General features: G+C 34.8%; 14 protein-coding genes. 9 read left to right on the forward strand and 5 right to left on the reverse strand.

Features of this window, described 5'->3' with window-relative positions:
- Positions 1 to 29 precede the first annotated feature (29 nt).
- On the reverse strand, positions 30 to 716 hold the full coding sequence (locus ACSYSW_RS00860; RefSeq protein ID WP_491705137.1) for a response regulator: 687 nt from the start codon (positions 714 to 716) through the stop codon (positions 30 to 32).
- 15 nt (positions 717 to 731) lie between these two features.
- The gene (locus ACSYSW_RS00865; RefSeq protein ID WP_491705136.1) at positions 732 to 2,327 is read right to left on the reverse strand and encodes an ATP-binding protein; all 1,596 of its coding nucleotides are present in this window, start codon (positions 2,325 to 2,327) and stop codon (positions 732 to 734) included.
- A gap of 178 nt (positions 2,328 to 2,505) precedes the next feature.
- Between ACSYSW_RS00865 and ACSYSW_RS00870 the strand changes: the two genes are divergently transcribed.
- The 9 genes from ACSYSW_RS00870 to ppnN all read left to right on the forward strand — a co-directional run bounded on the left by ACSYSW_RS00870 (position 2,506) and on the right by ppnN (position 12,895).
- Positions 2,506 to 3,855 carry a 2-hydroxycarboxylate transporter family protein gene (locus ACSYSW_RS00870; protein WP_491705135.1) on the forward strand — a complete coding sequence of 450 codons (1,350 nt, stop codon included), beginning with the start codon at positions 2,506 to 2,508 and terminating at the stop codon, positions 3,853 to 3,855.
- Positions 3,856 to 3,965: 110 nt separating this feature from the next.
- The gene (locus ACSYSW_RS00875; RefSeq protein ID WP_491705134.1) at positions 3,966 to 4,811 is read left to right on the forward strand and encodes a fumarylacetoacetate hydrolase family protein; all 846 of its coding nucleotides are present in this window, start codon (positions 3,966 to 3,968) and stop codon (positions 4,809 to 4,811) included.
- 3 nt (positions 4,812 to 4,814) lie between these two features.
- A complete protein-coding gene (gene citC / locus ACSYSW_RS00880) occupies positions 4,815 to 5,933 on the forward strand; it encodes a [citrate (pro-3S)-lyase] ligase (RefSeq protein WP_491705133.1) in 1,119 nt (372 codons plus the stop codon).
- Complete coding sequence (citD, locus tag ACSYSW_RS00885; RefSeq protein WP_491705132.1) at positions 5,930 to 6,220, forward strand: citrate lyase acyl carrier protein; 291 nt, start codon at positions 5,930 to 5,932, stop codon at positions 6,218 to 6,220. The genes citC and citD overlap by 4 nt, the downstream gene beginning before the upstream one ends.
- Entirely contained in the window at positions 6,217 to 7,104 is an 888-nt protein-coding gene (gene citE, locus ACSYSW_RS00890; RefSeq protein ID WP_491705131.1) for a citrate (pro-3S)-lyase subunit beta, read from the forward strand. Before citD ends, citE begins: the two co-directional genes overlap by 4 nt.
- A gap of 113 nt (positions 7,105 to 7,217) precedes the next feature.
- The gene (gene citF, locus ACSYSW_RS00895) at positions 7,218 to 8,741 is read left to right on the forward strand and encodes a citrate lyase subunit alpha (RefSeq protein WP_491705130.1); all 1,524 of its coding nucleotides are present in this window, start codon (positions 7,218 to 7,220) and stop codon (positions 8,739 to 8,741) included.
- Positions 8,742 to 8,876: 135 nt separating this feature from the next.
- Positions 8,877 to 9,425 (forward strand): citrate lyase holo-[acyl-carrier protein] synthase, encoded by a 549-nt coding sequence (gene citX, locus ACSYSW_RS00900; protein ID WP_491705129.1) that lies wholly within the window; start codon positions 8,877 to 8,879, stop codon positions 9,423 to 9,425.
- A 510-nt stretch (positions 9,426 to 9,935) separates the two neighbouring features.
- Complete coding sequence (locus ACSYSW_RS00905) at positions 9,936 to 11,321, forward strand: hypothetical protein (RefSeq protein WP_491705128.1); 1,386 nt, start codon at positions 9,936 to 9,938, stop codon at positions 11,319 to 11,321.
- Between the two features lie 197 nt (positions 11,322 to 11,518).
- On the forward strand, positions 11,519 to 12,895 hold the full coding sequence (gene ppnN / locus ACSYSW_RS00910; protein WP_491705127.1) for a nucleotide 5'-monophosphate nucleosidase PpnN: 1,377 nt from the start codon (positions 11,519 to 11,521) through the stop codon (positions 12,893 to 12,895).
- A 95-nt stretch (positions 12,896 to 12,990) separates the two neighbouring features.
- Here ppnN and radA read toward each other — a convergent pair whose 3' ends face one another.
- The 3 genes from radA to rsmB all read right to left on the reverse strand — a co-directional run bounded on the left by radA (position 12,991) and on the right by rsmB (position 16,730).
- Complete coding sequence (gene radA / locus ACSYSW_RS00915) at positions 12,991 to 14,370, reverse strand: DNA repair protein RadA (RefSeq protein ID WP_491705126.1); 1,380 nt, start codon at positions 14,368 to 14,370, stop codon at positions 12,991 to 12,993.
- Positions 14,371 to 14,379: 9 nt separating this feature from the next.
- A complete protein-coding gene (serB, locus tag ACSYSW_RS00920) occupies positions 14,380 to 15,354 on the reverse strand; it encodes a phosphoserine phosphatase (protein ID WP_491705125.1) in 975 nt (324 codons plus the stop codon).
- A gap of 86 nt (positions 15,355 to 15,440) precedes the next feature.
- The gene (gene rsmB / locus ACSYSW_RS00925) at positions 15,441 to 16,730 is read right to left on the reverse strand and encodes a 16S rRNA (cytosine(967)-C(5))-methyltransferase RsmB (RefSeq protein WP_491705124.1); all 1,290 of its coding nucleotides are present in this window, start codon (positions 16,728 to 16,730) and stop codon (positions 15,441 to 15,443) included.
- Between the last annotated feature and the right edge of the window lie 6 nt (positions 16,731 to 16,736).

Below are 16,736 nucleotides of genomic sequence, written 5' to 3' on the forward strand. Positions count from 1 at the left end.
AAGAATAAATTATTATTCTTTTTTGATGACTATTCACCAAGCTTTTTATAATGCCTTTCTGGTCGACCGACTTTACCATGATGAATTTCGATGGTTAATAATTGTGTTTGTACACAATATTCAAGATAACGACGCGCCGTTGTTTTACTGATACTCGTTTGACGAACAATCTCATCAACCGTCAATGGAAGATGATTATTCATAAATAAATCTTTTATTTTTTGAAGGGTAATATCTTCAATTCCTTTTGAGTGACGATTGGCATCGACAAAATCTTTCGTTTGTAAATTAAATAATTCGTCAATTCGCCGTTGATTAAGATGTTTTTGCATCCCTTGTCGGTAGATAAATAATTCAAAACGCGCTAAAGAATGTTTGAGTCTTTGATATGAAACTGGCTTAACAAGATAATCAAAAGCGCCAAAACGTATTGCTTTACTGCACGTTTCAATATCACTCGCGGCTGTGATAAAAATGACATAAGTTGGAATATTATTGAGAATAATATAGTCGAATAATTCAATGCCTAAACCATCAGGTAAGTAATTATCAAGTAATAGTAGATTAGGTTTGAGTTTATCTAACATCATTTTAGCATCGGCTAAATTAGAGGCGATGCCAACAACATTGACTTTTGCATTTCGTTGAATAAATTCAGTATTTAATTCGGCTAAAATAGGTTCATCTTCAACTATTAATACATTAACGGTGTTCATTTAGACTCTCCTTATTTATACGAATTTAGGGATAAAAACGGAAAAAATAGCGCCAGTTGGATTATTATGGTCAACAGTAATAAATCCGAGTGCTTTTTGTACATAAGTCGCGACAAGATATAAACCAATGCCATGATGTTTTGAATCTTGACTTGTAATGCCTTGTTGAAAAATAGAATCGTGTAATTTGGGATCAATACCACAACCATTGTCACTGACTTCAATGACAACCTCATGGGTTGCATCGCTTAAATAAAGATAGATCTCTTTACTTCCTTGTAGATTTTTTAGGCTGGCATTGAATGCATTATCAATTAAATTACCGATAATTGAGTTAAATTCTGTTTCAGACAATTTATTAGGAATGGACGACAGTTGGCAAGCAGGATCAAAGATCAAATTTAAGCCTAATTCGTGTGCTCTTGACCATTTACCAATTAATAAACCGCAGGTATTGGGATTTTTAATATTTTGGGTAATAAAATCAATACGTTCTTGATTAATCGTCGATTGCAAGGTAATAAAATCTTCGGCATCTCGATATCGTTTCATATATAACATGCCCGATAATGTTGCAAGCCAATTAAGATGTTCATGGCGTAATGTTCGTAGATTATCTGCATATTGTTGTATTTGTGAGAGTTGCGTTGATAATAGGCTGATTTCATCTTTATTGCGTAGGCTAATCACCCAACCAAGAATTTTATTATCACAAATCACACGTAAGCAATTAACGATGACAATTTTATCGTTTAAATAGCATATTTTATCGTGGTAATCTTGTTGCACTTTATCTATAAACAATTGGCTATTATGAATATAATGGCTAATATTTGTACCGGTGATCTTTTGTGTATTTTCTGTAATGGATAACATTTGCCTTGCCGCCTTATTGATATTCGTAATTTTATAATTTAGGTCAATGGCAATTAATCCTTCATAAATCGACTCCATAATGGCTTCTTGTTTTTTAACTAATAACGCGATTTCTTTCGGCTCTAAATTGAACATTTGTTTCTTAATAAAATAGGAAAAAATGAAAGAGAAAATAAACAATCCTAAAAAAATAATCACAAAAAAAGCAAATAATGGGATTAATTGATTTTGATGCTCTTTTTCGATGTAATTTAATAAATAACCTACTGAAATTAAGCCAATTACTTGTTTATTATCATCAAAAATAGGCGTTTTACCGCGTAATGAGTAACCTAATGACCCATCCCTTAAACTGATGATTGAATCACCATTTAAAACATCATCATTATCACCACCTTGCATAGGAACAAATAACGGTGCTTTACCACTATGATAGAGGCGCTCCCCTTTATTATTACCAAGTACAATAAAGCTAGCATCACTTTGTTGATATAAATAATCTAAAATTAATTTTATTTTATCATGATCTTTTTGCTGAATTGCTTTCGATAACTCAGGTATTACAGCAAACTCTTTGGCTTGAAGTAAGGCTTTTTCACCTATGTTTTTATATAAATTGCTTTCCATTGCATGCCAAATATAGCTATAAGAACATAAAATACCTACTGCACAAAACAAAGTTAACGCGATAAATAGTTTTTGTGAAAAGGAACGATAAAAGCAAAATTTACGCATAATATTGATATTATTATCGAATTTATGAATGATAAAAATTTTAACATTTAATTAAAATTAATAGAGCCTTTAAAACCATAAAAACCACAATTAAATAATGATGTATGTCACAAAAATGAACATTAGAATCTGCAAAGATGATATTTAATTTATTAGTATTATTTTTGGAGATTTTGCCATGGTAGAAAAAATATTAAAAACAGAAACGACAAAAGAAACAAAATTTTGGCCCTATGGGTGGTGGCGCTGGATGGATCAGTACAAGATAGGCGTGATACCTTTACCTTTTTTTATTCTCGCCGGAATATTAATTTTTACTGAATATTATGTCACGAATAAATTACCATCAGAAATCGTCGTCATGATCGTCACTTGTGCGTTTTTTGGATTTTTGTGTGGCGAAATTGGTAAAAGATTACCAATAATTGGTAAGATGGGCGCCGCAGCGATATGTGCTACCTTCATTCCGTCAGCCATGGTTTATTATGGCATATTGCCAAAGCCAATTGTTGAGGCAACAACAGTGTTTTATAACAGTACGCATATTTTGTACCTTTACATTTGTTGTATTATTGTAGGTAGTATTATGAGTATGGATAGACGCATGCTTATCCAAGGTTTTTTACGAATTTTTGCACCTATGTTAGCCGGTGAGATTGTCGGTATGATTATTGGTGTTGGAGTGGGTTATTTGCTGGGCTTATCGCCATTTCAAACTTTCTTCTTCTTAGTTTTACCGATTATGGCAGGTGGCGTGGGTGAAGGAGCAATACCACTTTCAATTGGTTACGCAACTATATTAGGTTTAAATCAAGGTGAAGTATTAGGTCAAGTATTACCCATTGTTATGTTAGGTAGCTTAACCGGTATTTTATGTGCGGGTATCTTAAATCGTATTGGTAAAGCTTACCCGCATTTAACCGGTAATGGACGTTTGCTCCCGCCATCGGATAAAGATAATAATTTTAAATCTAACGTTGTTGAAGAAATTAAATTCGATGTGACTAACCTTGCCTCAGGGGTTTTACTGGCTGCTATGCTTTATATGGTTGGTATGATTGGTCATAAACTTACCCAAATTCCTGCCCCTGTTGGAATGTTGTTTGCTGCCGTTTTTGTCAAATTAATTCACGGCGTTTCACCTAAAGTCATAAATGGCTCTCAAATTGTTTATAAGTTTTTCCAAACTTCTGTCACCTATCCTATTCTTTTTGCAGTTGGTGTTGCTATTACACCGTGGGACAAAATTATCGAAGCTTTCACAATCGTTAATTTAGTTGTCATTATTTGTACGGTTGTCAGCCTTGTCGTTACTGGGTTCTTTGTTTCTAAAAAATTAGGTATGTATCCCGTTGACGCCGCTGTTATTTCATGTTGCCAAAGTGGGCAAGGTGGAACTGGTGATGTCGCAATTTTAACCGCAGCAGAACGAATGGAGTTAATGCCTTTTGCGCAAATTGCGACTCGACTTGGTGGAGCAATTAATGTTTCAGTTTCTTTATTAATATTAGGAAATTTTTTAGTGTAATTGTGTGATGTTTTTAAATCACACATTAGTTGTTATTAGTTGTTAAATAAGTAAATTATTTAATTTTTAATCGGAAATTAATCATTCCGAAGTTATGAAAAGGAGTTAATATGAAACTTGTCAGTTATCTAATACTAGGTAAGCCGAGTTATGGAATTTTAATCAATGATGGCGTTATTGATCTCAAAAAACAACTCGGTGACAAGTATCCAGATTTAAAATCATTACTCAGTGATGAAAATGGACTACAGGCTGCTGCAAATTTGCAGCAGTTACCAGCAGATATTAAAGAAAAGGACATTACCTATTTACCAGTTATTCCAAACCCGAATAAAATTTTATGTGTAGGGATGAACTATGCCGAAAAGCGTAAAGAGTTTAATGAAACGATTGATGCGCCTACAATATTCATTCGTTTTGCCGATTCACAAACAGGGCATAATACGGGCGTCATTAAACCCTCAATCACAAACGAAATGGATTATGAAGGCGAACTTGCTGTAATTATCGGTAAAAAAGGTCGATACATTCCAAAAGAGAAAGCCTTAGATTATGTAGCGGGTTATAGCTGTTATATGGATGGTTCAGTTCGTGACTGGCAATTTACTTGGTTTACTGCCGGTAAAAACTGGCCTCGTACCGGGGCTTTTGGTCCTAATTTAACAACAACCGATGAAATCCCCGATCCTAAAATATTAAGTTTAAAAACCATCTTAAATGGGCAAGAAGTCCAATATGATGAAATAAAAAATTTAATTCGTTCAGTACCAGATTTAATTGCTTATATTTCGACATTTACTGAGCTTTCTGCTGGTGATGTGATTTTAACCGGCTCTCCTGGTGGCGTAGGTAAAAAACGTAATCCGCCTTTATTTATGAAAGAAGGGGATATTATTGAAGTGGAAATTAGTCATATCGGACGCTTAAAAAATACCATTGAGGCAGAAAAGAGGTAGGATATGAACAATCTTCTGGTTGAGTATCGAATTATCTATCTGCATAAAAACATATTGCTTAATCATGCAATATCTAATGATAAATTGCATAAAAACAAGATCATTAAACTTGAAGCTGACAAGCAAGCAATTATGGATTTATTAACGCAAGCAAATTTAAAATTGGATGAAACCGTTCAAGTTTTTATTGTTGCTGAAATTAATGATCGTATTATTGCTTGTGCCGGGCTCGATAATAATGTCATTAAATGCGTTGCAATTGAGGCAAGTTATCGTGGTGAACAATTAAGTTTAACCTTAATAAATCATGTGATTAATTATGCAAATGAGCAGGGATTTTTTCATTTATTTTTATATACAAAACCAGAAAATAGCAATTTCTTTAAAGGCTGCGGCTTTTATCCATTAATTAATGTCCCTAACCTCGTTACCTTTATGGAAAATACGCCTTCAGGCATTAAACGCTATTGCCAATCTTTAGTTGCAGAAACACCGAGTATCCCCCTTCCAAAGGCACCGAAAATAGCTGGCATTGTGATGAATGCAAATCCCTTTACTAAAGGGCATTTATATTTAGCCGAACAAGCCGCTATTACGATGGATATAGTACATATCTTTGTTGTGCAAGAAGAAGCCTCTTTATTTTCGTTTGCTGAACGATTGCAATTAGTTAAACAAGGCGTTGCGCATTTACCTAATGTTTTTGTTCATTCTAGCGCTTCTTATTTAGTCTCTAAAGCGACTTTCCCAACCTATTTTTTGAATAATCCGGAGCAAATAAATCAAGCTTATATGGCGGTTGATTTACTTATTTTTCGACAATATATTGCCCAAGCTTTACATATTAATTATCGATTTGTAGGCAGTGAACCAGCAAGTTTGGTTACACATACCTATAACGAATCGATGCAATATTGGTTAACTGATCCTAAAGTAAGTCAATCCCCCCCTTTAACCGTTGTTGAAATACCACGAGTAGAAATCAATGATATCGTTATTTCTGCCTCAAAGGTCAGGCAATTATTAGCAGTAAAAGATTATGCGGCTATACGCAATTTAGTGCCTGATTCAACATATCGATTTTTAGAAAATAAATTTATACAAGTAGGACATCAGTCATGAAAATTGAAAAACTTGCAACAGTTGGAACACTTGAATCGAGTGATCTTATGGTTAAAGTTGAACCTAATAATGGTATAGAAATTATTATTAATAGCGAAGTTGGTAAACAATTTGGTAAACAAATTGAATCTGTCGTTGCAAAAACGATCGATGAATTAGGTCTTACTGATGGGTTAATTATTGTTGATGATAAAGGTGCACTAGATTGTGCAATTCGGGCGCGTATTCAATGTGCAATTTTACGTGGTGCGGATATTGAAACATTGGATTGGAGTAAATTACTATGAAAAAATTACGTCGCAGTATGCTTTTTATTCCTGGCTCAAATGCAGCCATGTTATCAACTTCTTTTATTTATAAACCTGATTCAGTCATGTTTGATCTTGAAGATGCCGTCTCTTTAAAAGAAAAAGATTCAGCGCGTTTGATGGTTGCTCAAACGTTAAAACTACCTATTTATCGTGAAAATGGTATTGAAACCGTTGTTCGTATTAATGCACTCAATACGCCTTTTGGAGAACAAGATCTTGAAGCGGTTGTACGCGCTGGTGCTGAGGTGATCCGTTTACCGATGACAAATACCGCAGCTGATATTCAAGAATTAGAAAAACGCGTCGCCCGCATTGAACAAGAATGTGGTCGCGAGATCGGTAGCACCAAACTCATGGCAGCTATAGAATCAGCCGAAGGGGTAATAAATGCCGTTTCAATTGCAACTTCGTCAAAACGTTTAATGGGGATCGCGTTAGCAGCGTTTGACTATTTAGTTGATATGCAAACTGAGCGGGGTGATGGCACGGAACTATTTTATGCTCGATGTGCTGTTCTTCATGCGGCAAGGCTTGCCAAAATTGATGCGTTTGATGTCGTTTATTCAAATGTTAATGATGACGAAGGGTTTTTAAAAGAGGTCTATCTTGCTAAAAAATTAGGCTTTAATGGCAAATCCCTGATTAACCCACGGCAAATTGAACTTCTGCATAATGCATATGCACCAACGCAAAAAGATGTGGATTATGCTTATAGAGTGATAGAAGCCGCTGAAGAAGGTGAGCGTGAAGGATTAGGCGTTGTCTCTTTAAATGGCAAAATGATAGATGCGCCTATTATTACTCGTGCCCATAAGGTCATTGAGCTGGCGCATGCTTCGGGTATTCGTAAAGAAGTGTAATCTTTATACACCATAACCCTAAATAATATAGCCCTATAAAAAGCTTTTAGCCAATGACTAATTCATTTTGCCTTTTGCGCTATATTCAAAAAAATGAGAGCAGGATAACGATTATGACAACCATTATTGATGAATTAAGTAAACAACAACCGATATTAAAAAATCTTGTTCCTTTTACAGGAGCAAATACTATCACACCGTATTTAAACGATCCTGAAGAAAAACATTGCCGTAAATTATGTCAATCTATTGAAGATGCTATTGATAAATGTGATCTTAAAGATGGCATGACGATTTCTTTCCATCACGCTTTTCGTGAAGGCGATAAAGTCATTAATCGCGTCATGGATATCGTTGCTAAAAAAGGCTTTAAAAATCTTACTTTAGCACCAAGTTCATTATTAGCTTGTAATACCCCTTTAATTGAACATATTAAAAATGGGGTTATTACTCAAATTTACACGTCTGGGATGCGTGGTGAATTAGCTGATGCTATTTCACATGGTTTGATGGATAAGCCAATACATATCCATTCTCATGGCGGACGAGTCCATTTAATTCAATCGGGTGAAATTAATATAGATGTGGCTTTTTTAGCCGTTTCAACCAGTGATGAATATGGCAATGCTAATGGCGTATCTGGTAAATCACAATGTGGGGCTCTAGGCTATGCAATGGTTGATGCACAGTTTGCTAAAAAAGTCATTTTATTGACAGAAGAAATCGTCAGTTATCCGAATAATCCAGCCAGTATTCGTCAAGATCAAGTTGATTATGTGGTAAAAGTCGATGAAGTCGGTGATCCATCAAAAATTAGTGTTGGCGCTGCGCGTATAACAAGTAATCCTCGAGAACTGCTTATTGCCAGACATGCAGCAGATGTTATTGAATATTCAGGATATTTTAAAGATGGCTTTTCGTTACAAACAGGTTCAGGCGCGTCATCTACAGCAGCTACACGGTTTTTAGAAACGCGAATGAAAGCCAAAAATATCACCGCTAATTTTGCACTTGGTGGTATTACGGCAAGTATTGTTGATTTATTTGAAAAAGGGCTTATTAAAAAGCTAATTGATACGCAAAGTTTTGATAAAACTGCGATTGCATCGTTAGCTAAAAATAAGGATCATCTTGAAATATCCACTAATGGCTACGCCAATCCAACGTCGAAAGCTGCCGCTTGCGATGAATTAGACGTTGTCATTTTAAGCGCTTTAGAGGTCGATCTTGATTTCAATGTTAATGTAATTACTGGCTCTGATGGTGTGATGCGCGGTGCCTCGGGTGGCCATTGTGATACAGCTGCCGGTGCTAATTTAACCATTATTGTTGCCCCTTTGATTCGTAGCCGCATTCCAACGGTGATTAAAAAGGTGACAACAATTGTCACACCAGGCGAAAGTATTGACGTTCTTGTTACCGATAACGGTATTGCCGTTAATCCAAAACGCCCTGAAATTCGTGAAAGACTATTAGCCGCGCACTTACCCGTAATGAGTATTGAGGAGCTTTATCACAAAGCGATATCACTGACGGGAGAACCTGAACCCATCCAATTTAATGAAAAAATTGTTGGTGTTATACGTTATCGTGATGGATCTGTTATTGATATCGTCAAACAAGTGAAAGATGATTAATACTAGGTTGTTAAATACTATGTTTTAAAAATCATATTTTAAAAGCATGTTTTAAATTAATTCATCTAAGGCAAAAAAGCGGCTTTTCTCATTTTATTAGGTAAAGCCGTTAAGCTAAATTATTGAGAAAAAATTATGTACTCACTTAAAAATGGTGAACAAAGCACATTAGCTCAAGTATTATTGGCACGCGAAAAGCGCGCTGAAAGGCAAATTGCTTTTCAGCATCAATATCGAGCGTCTTTGATCTCTTTAACGATGATCATTCCTGGTATTTTTAAAAATAGCCTAGGAGTACAATATTTATTTAAACACGCACTTAACGAAATCATTTACCAACTTGATCATCACAATATTGCCGTTATTCATCAGCAATGTTTTTATGAAAGCACCGGTCCTGAAGCCATTTTTGTTATTAATCATCCCGCTTTGCATCTTAAATTACTTTCTACACAAATCGAAGAAACACATCCTTTAGGACGATTATGGGATATTGATGTCATTGATGTAAATACATGTAGTAGTATTTCACGAACTAATCTCAATTTACCGGCTAGATCCTGTTTTGTGTGTGGCGAGAAGGCTAAATTGTGTGCACGCTCAAAAAAACATGATATTGATGAGTTATATAATCGAATTCATACCAATATCATGGCATTTGTTGATAGTAAAGCTAAAATTTAACGTTAAAATTGAACTTAAGTAATACTTAAATAACGAAATTAATGATTTGTCATTAGTTGTTTTAGAAAATTCAAACATAGAATCCAAGATTAAAATTTCTTAATTTTGTCCCCTTTTTATATGCTTTAATATCTTTTAAAGATTGTCTTCACCATAAAAATCTATTTTTAATCAAATAAATAAAAATTGTTTTACAATTAATAAAAGTTTTTTAACAAAAAAAAAGTGGAATAATTTATTAAAATTTGTAAAACTACCTACCGACTTTGAAGAAAATTAGATAAGCAATTGAAAATTAAAGACTTAATAAGATTAATTACTTATTTAACTACCTAAATTTATCATTCATTTAATCCGTTTATTTCAGTTTAGGATAAATTATGACAAATTTTGTCCTTCAAACGCTCATACAACTTAGTATTTCCAATCTCCACAAAGTAAACAAATTTAATAACCTGTTTGTATTAATATATTTAATACAAAATAATAGATTTAAATGATAAGGAAAAAATGATTTACTTTAAAATGATTAGTATCATCCACGAAAGATTTAAACTTAATGTATTGGTAAAATATAACAAATTATGTTTTTTACTGTTAGGGAGTTCAATACTTTGTTTACAATCTGTTAATGCAAATAATTTAAGCGCTTCTACAAGAGGAATAATACAAGGCACATTGCCGTATTTTACCCTTGATAATGGTGCTACTCGATCACAAAATTATGATGATTTATTGACAATTAAGTTATCCGATGGGCGAATCTATCATAAACAAGATGCTACAAACTTTTCCGAAAATAACCCAATTATATTAACGAATAAAGAAACAACATTTATTGATGTGTTTACATGGATACCTGCAAATTCAACAAGTGTACCCCTTACTAATTTTTCCGAAGATTGGCGGGATGAAGAAGGAGATAACATTACCAATATCACTGGAAATATTGAAATAACAATAAAGGATAAAGACAATATATTACTTAATAATACTGAAATATTGACTCGTTGCCTTTCACCTTATAAATTTACATTTTCAAATGAAACAACAAATATTACGACAGTTTATGGTTTTCCAAGAGAAATAACCTTACCAGCAAATACAACAACTTATTATTTCAATGCGTATCTAGAGCGCCCTATTGTATGTTTCGCACAACCTGTATTGTATTCATCACATGAAGATAATTATACTTCAGGCGCAAAAAAAATATGGAATAAAAAATACGGTTATTTACCACAAAATATTAATAACCCATCGTCTAATTTTCCTAGTAATGGTATAGATCAAGCCGATTTTACTTTATTGTTTGAGGGTATTGAAGAGGGTTCTTTACAAAGCACTAAATCTCCGTCTAATTCTCCTGTTAACATAACAATGGCTTGGACAACCAATGATAATGATAATTTACGTCCAAATCCTGAACATAAACGTGGCGTTAAAATACTTTTATCTGGACCAAATGAAAATTCAAATGCAAATGATGCCATGCAATTTAAACCCACTACATTTAATATTTTTTTAGCCAATGATTTAATAAATCCAATTTATAGTTTTACCATTAATAAATGGTTTATTTTTTTAAGTAGTGATAATAATACCTTTAATAAGGCACAAGATGCCTGTAAACGTTATGGATATCGAATACCCACAGTCAATGAGTTAACAAATACTAAACACATAGGTATGTGGGGAGAAACGAACTCTTATCAAGATGACTATTATCGCATTGGTGGCGGAATTATATCTGAATGGGCAAGTTATTTAGTTGAAAAAATAGGGTTAAGATTTATCATAACTAATGATAATCGATATATAGTCTATACAGGATTGGGGCAAGTGATTAATTATTCATCTTATGATAATCGTTATGCTATGTGCATGTCACCTTAATATTTTAACTTATTTTTATCATCCTTAATTAAACGTCAATTTACCTAATTGATTTTTTAATTAAGGAATTAAATTATTTTATATCAAAAAATATTTTAAAAAATTTTTTTATGGGCTTAAGCACTCCTTCCCTCTCAAGTAATCCTGTTTCTATGTATAATAAACACCTAATTAAAAAACCAACAATTAGAGGTGTTATGATAACCCGTATTAGTCCTTTAGGCTCAATGGAACTACTTGCTCAGTCAGAAGTGGATATTTTAAAAAATTCAGCACATAGTGAATTATATCAACTATTTCGTAATTGCTCTCTTGCGACGCTTAATGCAGGTAGTAAAACCGACAATACGAATGAACTACTCGATAAATTTACCTCTTTCCAAATCAACGTTATTAGCCGTGAACGAGGCGTAAAATTAGAATTGATAAATCCGCCGAAGACGGCTTTTGTTGATGGTGAAATTATCCGTTCTATACAAGCCAATTTGTTTGCCGTATTACGAGATATCTTATTTTTAAATACACAAATAAGAACAATTAAAGAGCTTATTGGTTACCAAAAATTGGAAAAAGATCCCTCTTTTTATATGACAAATCTTGTCTTTGCAATTTTACGCAATGCCAAAGCTTTACATGTTGGTGAAGAGCCTAATTTAGTCGTTTGTTGGGGTGGGCATTCCATTAACGAAACTGAATATTATTATGCAAGACAAGTTGGCTTACAATTAGGATTAAGAGAATTAAATATCTGCACCGGTTGTGGACCTGGCATTATGGAAGCCCCGATGAAAGGAGCCGCTGTCGGTCATGCGCAGCAACGTTATAAAGATAGTCGCTTTATTGGTATGACCGAACCTTCTATTATTGCAGCAGAGCCACCTAATGCCTTAGTTAATGAGCTCATTATTATGCCTGATATCGAGAAAAGATTAGAGGCATTTGTACGTATGGCACATGGTATTATTATCTTCCCAGGTGGTCCAGGAACAGCTGAGGAACTCCTTTATATTTTAGGGATATTATTAGAGCCAGCGAATCAAGATCAAGTTTTTCCGTTGATATTAACGGGTCCAAAAGAAAGTGCAACCTATTTTACAGCTATTGATAACTTTATTCGTGATACGCTGGGTGAACAAGCAACTAAACTTTATGAAATTATCATTGATGATGCTGCTAAAGTTGCACGTTTAATGAAAAAAGGCATCAAAAAGGTTAAAGCTCAGCGTCTTGCGACAACCGACGCTTATAGTTTTAATTGGTTACTTAAAATTAATGAATCACTGCAGCTCCCTTTTCATCCAACACACGAAAATATGGCGCAACTCAATCTTTATAAAGATCAACCAATAGCAGAGTTAGCGGCTAATTTACGACGCGCTTTTTCAGGTATTGTCGCTGGGAATGTTAAAGAAATTGGCATGAAGCAAATTAAATTACATGGTCCTTATAAATTACATGGCGATAAAGAAATCATGCAAAAATTAGATACCTTATTACAAATTTTTGTTGCTGAGCATCGAATGAAGTTACCGGGCGGGACGAAATACCAGCCATGTTATGAAATTTGTTATTAATTAAAATGAAAAAAGCAAACTTTAATCAGTTTGCTTTTTTATTAGGTTATTAATTTCCCCTTTTTTAATTAAATTAAATCGTTAAGATAACTATTTTATAAATCCGCCAAAATAGTTAAAACTTCAGATACTTTTTTAACGCCAAAGATTTGCATATTATCCGGTTTCTTTTTCGGCATATTGGCGCTTGGTACAATAGCCTTTTTAAAACCGTGTTTATAAGCTTCAGATATTCGTTCTTGACCACTCGGTACTGGGCGAATTTCACCGCCAAGCCCAATTTCACCAAAAATAACGATATCATGAGGTAAAGGTCGATTACGAAAGCTTGAGACTAACGCAGCAATTAACGCCAAATCAACGCTTGTCTCGCTGACCTTAACGCCCCCAACGACATTGACAAAAATATCTTGATCTGCCATTTGAACGCCGCCATGGCGATGCAAAACAGCCAGTAATAAGGCTAAACGGTTTTGATCTAAACCAAGCGTCACTCGACGTGGATTACCATAAGTTGAATGATCAACTAACGCTTGAATTTCGACTAATAATGGTCTTGTCCCTTCCCAGAGCACCATCACTGAGCTACCCGACAGCATTTCATCTCCTCGGCTTAGGAAAATAGCTGAAGGATTACTGACTTCTTTTAAGCCTTGTTCTGTCATCGCAAATACCCCAAGCTCATTGACAGCACCAAATCGATTTTTATGGCTTCGTAGTGTTCGAAAGCGCGAATCGGCATCACCATCTAATAATACCGAGCAATCAATGCAATGTTCGAGCACTTTAGGACCCGCCAGCGATCCATCTTTGGTAACATGACCAACCATAATAATTGCGATGCCATTGGTTTTAGCAAATCGGGTTAGATACGCTGCCGTTTCACGCACTTGCGCGACGCTCCCCGGTGAGGATTGAATATCGGCTATATGCATCACTTGAATAGAATCAATCACCATCAATTTAGGTTGTGATTGATTTGCAAGCAAACAAATCTGCTCAATACTAGTTTCAGAAAGCATATTAATATTGTCAGTTGCTAAACCTAAACGATGCGCGCGCATAGCGACTTGCTGTAAAGATTCTTCGCCTGTCACATACAGCGTATTCATTTGCGACGACAATTTGCTCATAGTCTGTAATAATAATGTACTTTTACCCGCACCCGGATTACCACCGATTAATATCGCGCTCCCCGGCACAACGCCACCGCCTAACACGCGATCAAATTCAGAAAATCCTGTCGAAAAACGGGGCAATTCAGCAAGACTGATTTCAGATAATTTTTGAATTTTAGATTGACCAATAATATTACCGGCATAACCGGTTAATTTATCATTGCGATTACTCGTTGTCGCAAGCCTTACCTCGGTAATTGTGTTCCATGCTTGGCAAGTGCTACATTGACCTTGCCACCTAGGGTAATCTGCGCCACAATCATTGCAAACATAAGCACGTTTTACAGTTTTCGCCAATCTAAACTCCTAACTTTCACTCAATAAACTGGTAGATAAAATACACCATAAACCCATTAAATTAGCATAATTGATGCTAATACGAGCCTTTTCGACAACTTTTGGTTTACCATGATAAGCAACACCTAAACCCGCAACCCGTAGCATCATTAAATCATTAGCCCCATCACCAATGGCAACGGTTTGCTCTATCGGAATATTTAATTCGGTTGCAAATTGCTGTAAAGCACGTGCTTTTTCTCTAGCATCAACAATACGACCAACCACTTTACCGGTTAAGCGATTATTTTTAATTTCTAATTCATTGGCACAAACCGCGACTAATTTTAATTTTTGTTTTAAAAAATCGGCAAAATAAGTGAATCCACCTGAAGCAATAGCAACATGCCAATGACGTTTTTGTAATTCTTTCACTAAAAATGTCAGTCCAGCTGTTAATGATAATTTATTTTTTATTTGCTCAAGGATTACCTCATCGGCATTTTTTAAGGTAGCGACACGTTTTTTTAAGCTAGTTGCAAAATCTAACTCACCACGCATCGCTTGTTCAGTCACCGCCAATACTTGATCACCAACACCATATAATTTTGCCAATTCATCAATACATTCAAAATTAATTGCCGTTGAATCCATATCCATAACAAGAAGTCCTGGCGATTCTAAAGTAGGTATATTATCAATAGGTGAAACATCAATTCCTAAACTATAGGCAATAATTTTGGCTTTTTTGGGAATCGCTCCCGCAATACGGACGATTTGGTAATTTTTAATTTTCCATGATGATACAATAACCATTGGCATATTAAGCTGCTGTTGAAATTGCGAAAGAATAGTTTTATTTAATTTACGACTATAAATAATCCAACCCGTTTTACCCGCATTATAATCAAGCGGCACAACTTCGCGACCATTTAAAGAAAGCGGTAACCCTTGCCAGTCTTGAATGCTTTCAGGCAGATCGCCATAGGTGAGTATATAAGCCATAATAGGATTTATTACCAAAAGTGATATAAATTTGACAGAAATTTATCATATATACAATAAATTGTCCAAATGACAGTCTTATTAACTTATTTTTGTTTTTTTAGTACAGCGTAAAAAAAGCCATCACCTTTCTCTTCATTCGGTAAAATTTGCTTTAATTCTCCTTGCAATATGGCATCATCCGTTTCTTTTAAAAAACGGGTAATTTGCTGACTATTTTCATCGGGCAAGATAGAACAGGTTGCATAGACTAAAATCCCCCCTTTTTTTAAATAAGACCAAATTTGCGTTAAAATTTGATATTGAATGTCAGTCAAAGGTTGAATATCAGCATCTTTACGTAACCATTTAATATCGGGATGGCGCCGAATAACACCGGTTGCAGAACAAGGCGCATCCAATAAAATGCGATCAAATTGTTTACCTGCACACCATGTTTGTGGCTGCGTTGCATCGGCAACAATCACCTGAGCTTGTTGTTTTAAGCGTGCAAGGTTTTCATTGATACGTTTTACACGACCCGCATCAATATCAACGGCTAAGACTTTCGCTTTCGGCGCGAGCTCTAAAATATGAGTCGTTTTACCGCCAGGTGCCGCGCAAACATCCAAAATTTCATCATCATTTTGCGGATCTAATAAATAAGCGGCATATTGCGCAGACAAATCTTGAACCGTGACGGCACCTTCTGTGAAATAAGGTAATTTATTAACATTAACAGGTGCTGATAATCTTAACGCATAAGGGATTTTATCATCTAAATGTGAATCAATATTAAGATTGGTTAAAAGATTTTGATATTGCTCGCACTCGGTATATTGTTGATTGATTCTAAGCCACATAGGCGGTTTTTGATTATTCACATCAATGATTGATTGCCAATCATTTGGATAAGCCTTCTGTAATCGTTCAAGTAACCATGATGGGTGCAACAACCGAAATGAGGCTTGCGGCAGTTCGATAAATTGCTGTTTTAATGATTCTTGCTTGCGTAAAAATTCGCGTAAAACGGCATTAACCAGCCCTTTAAATTGTTGTTTTTTTAATATATTTACTGCATTTACTGTTTCAGCAACTGCCGCATGCGTTGGAATACGCATATAAATAATTTGATACAGTCCAACCATTAATAAGTCATGTAAAATTCGATTTTTACCGACTAAGGGTTTATTCATAAGAGAAGAAAGGTAGAAATTAAGCTCCGGTAATACTCGCATTACGCCAAAACAAATTTCCTGTAATAATCCACGATCTTTTTCAGTGACTTTCTGGTTTAAATTCGCAATCGCTGACGTAAGAGATTGCCCATCTTCAAGAACATTAAAAATAATTTTTGCACTAATTGCTCGTGGATTTTGATGTGATTGATTTTGCATAATTAA

The organism is Gilliamella sp. ESL1225 (genome assembly GCF_058502635.1).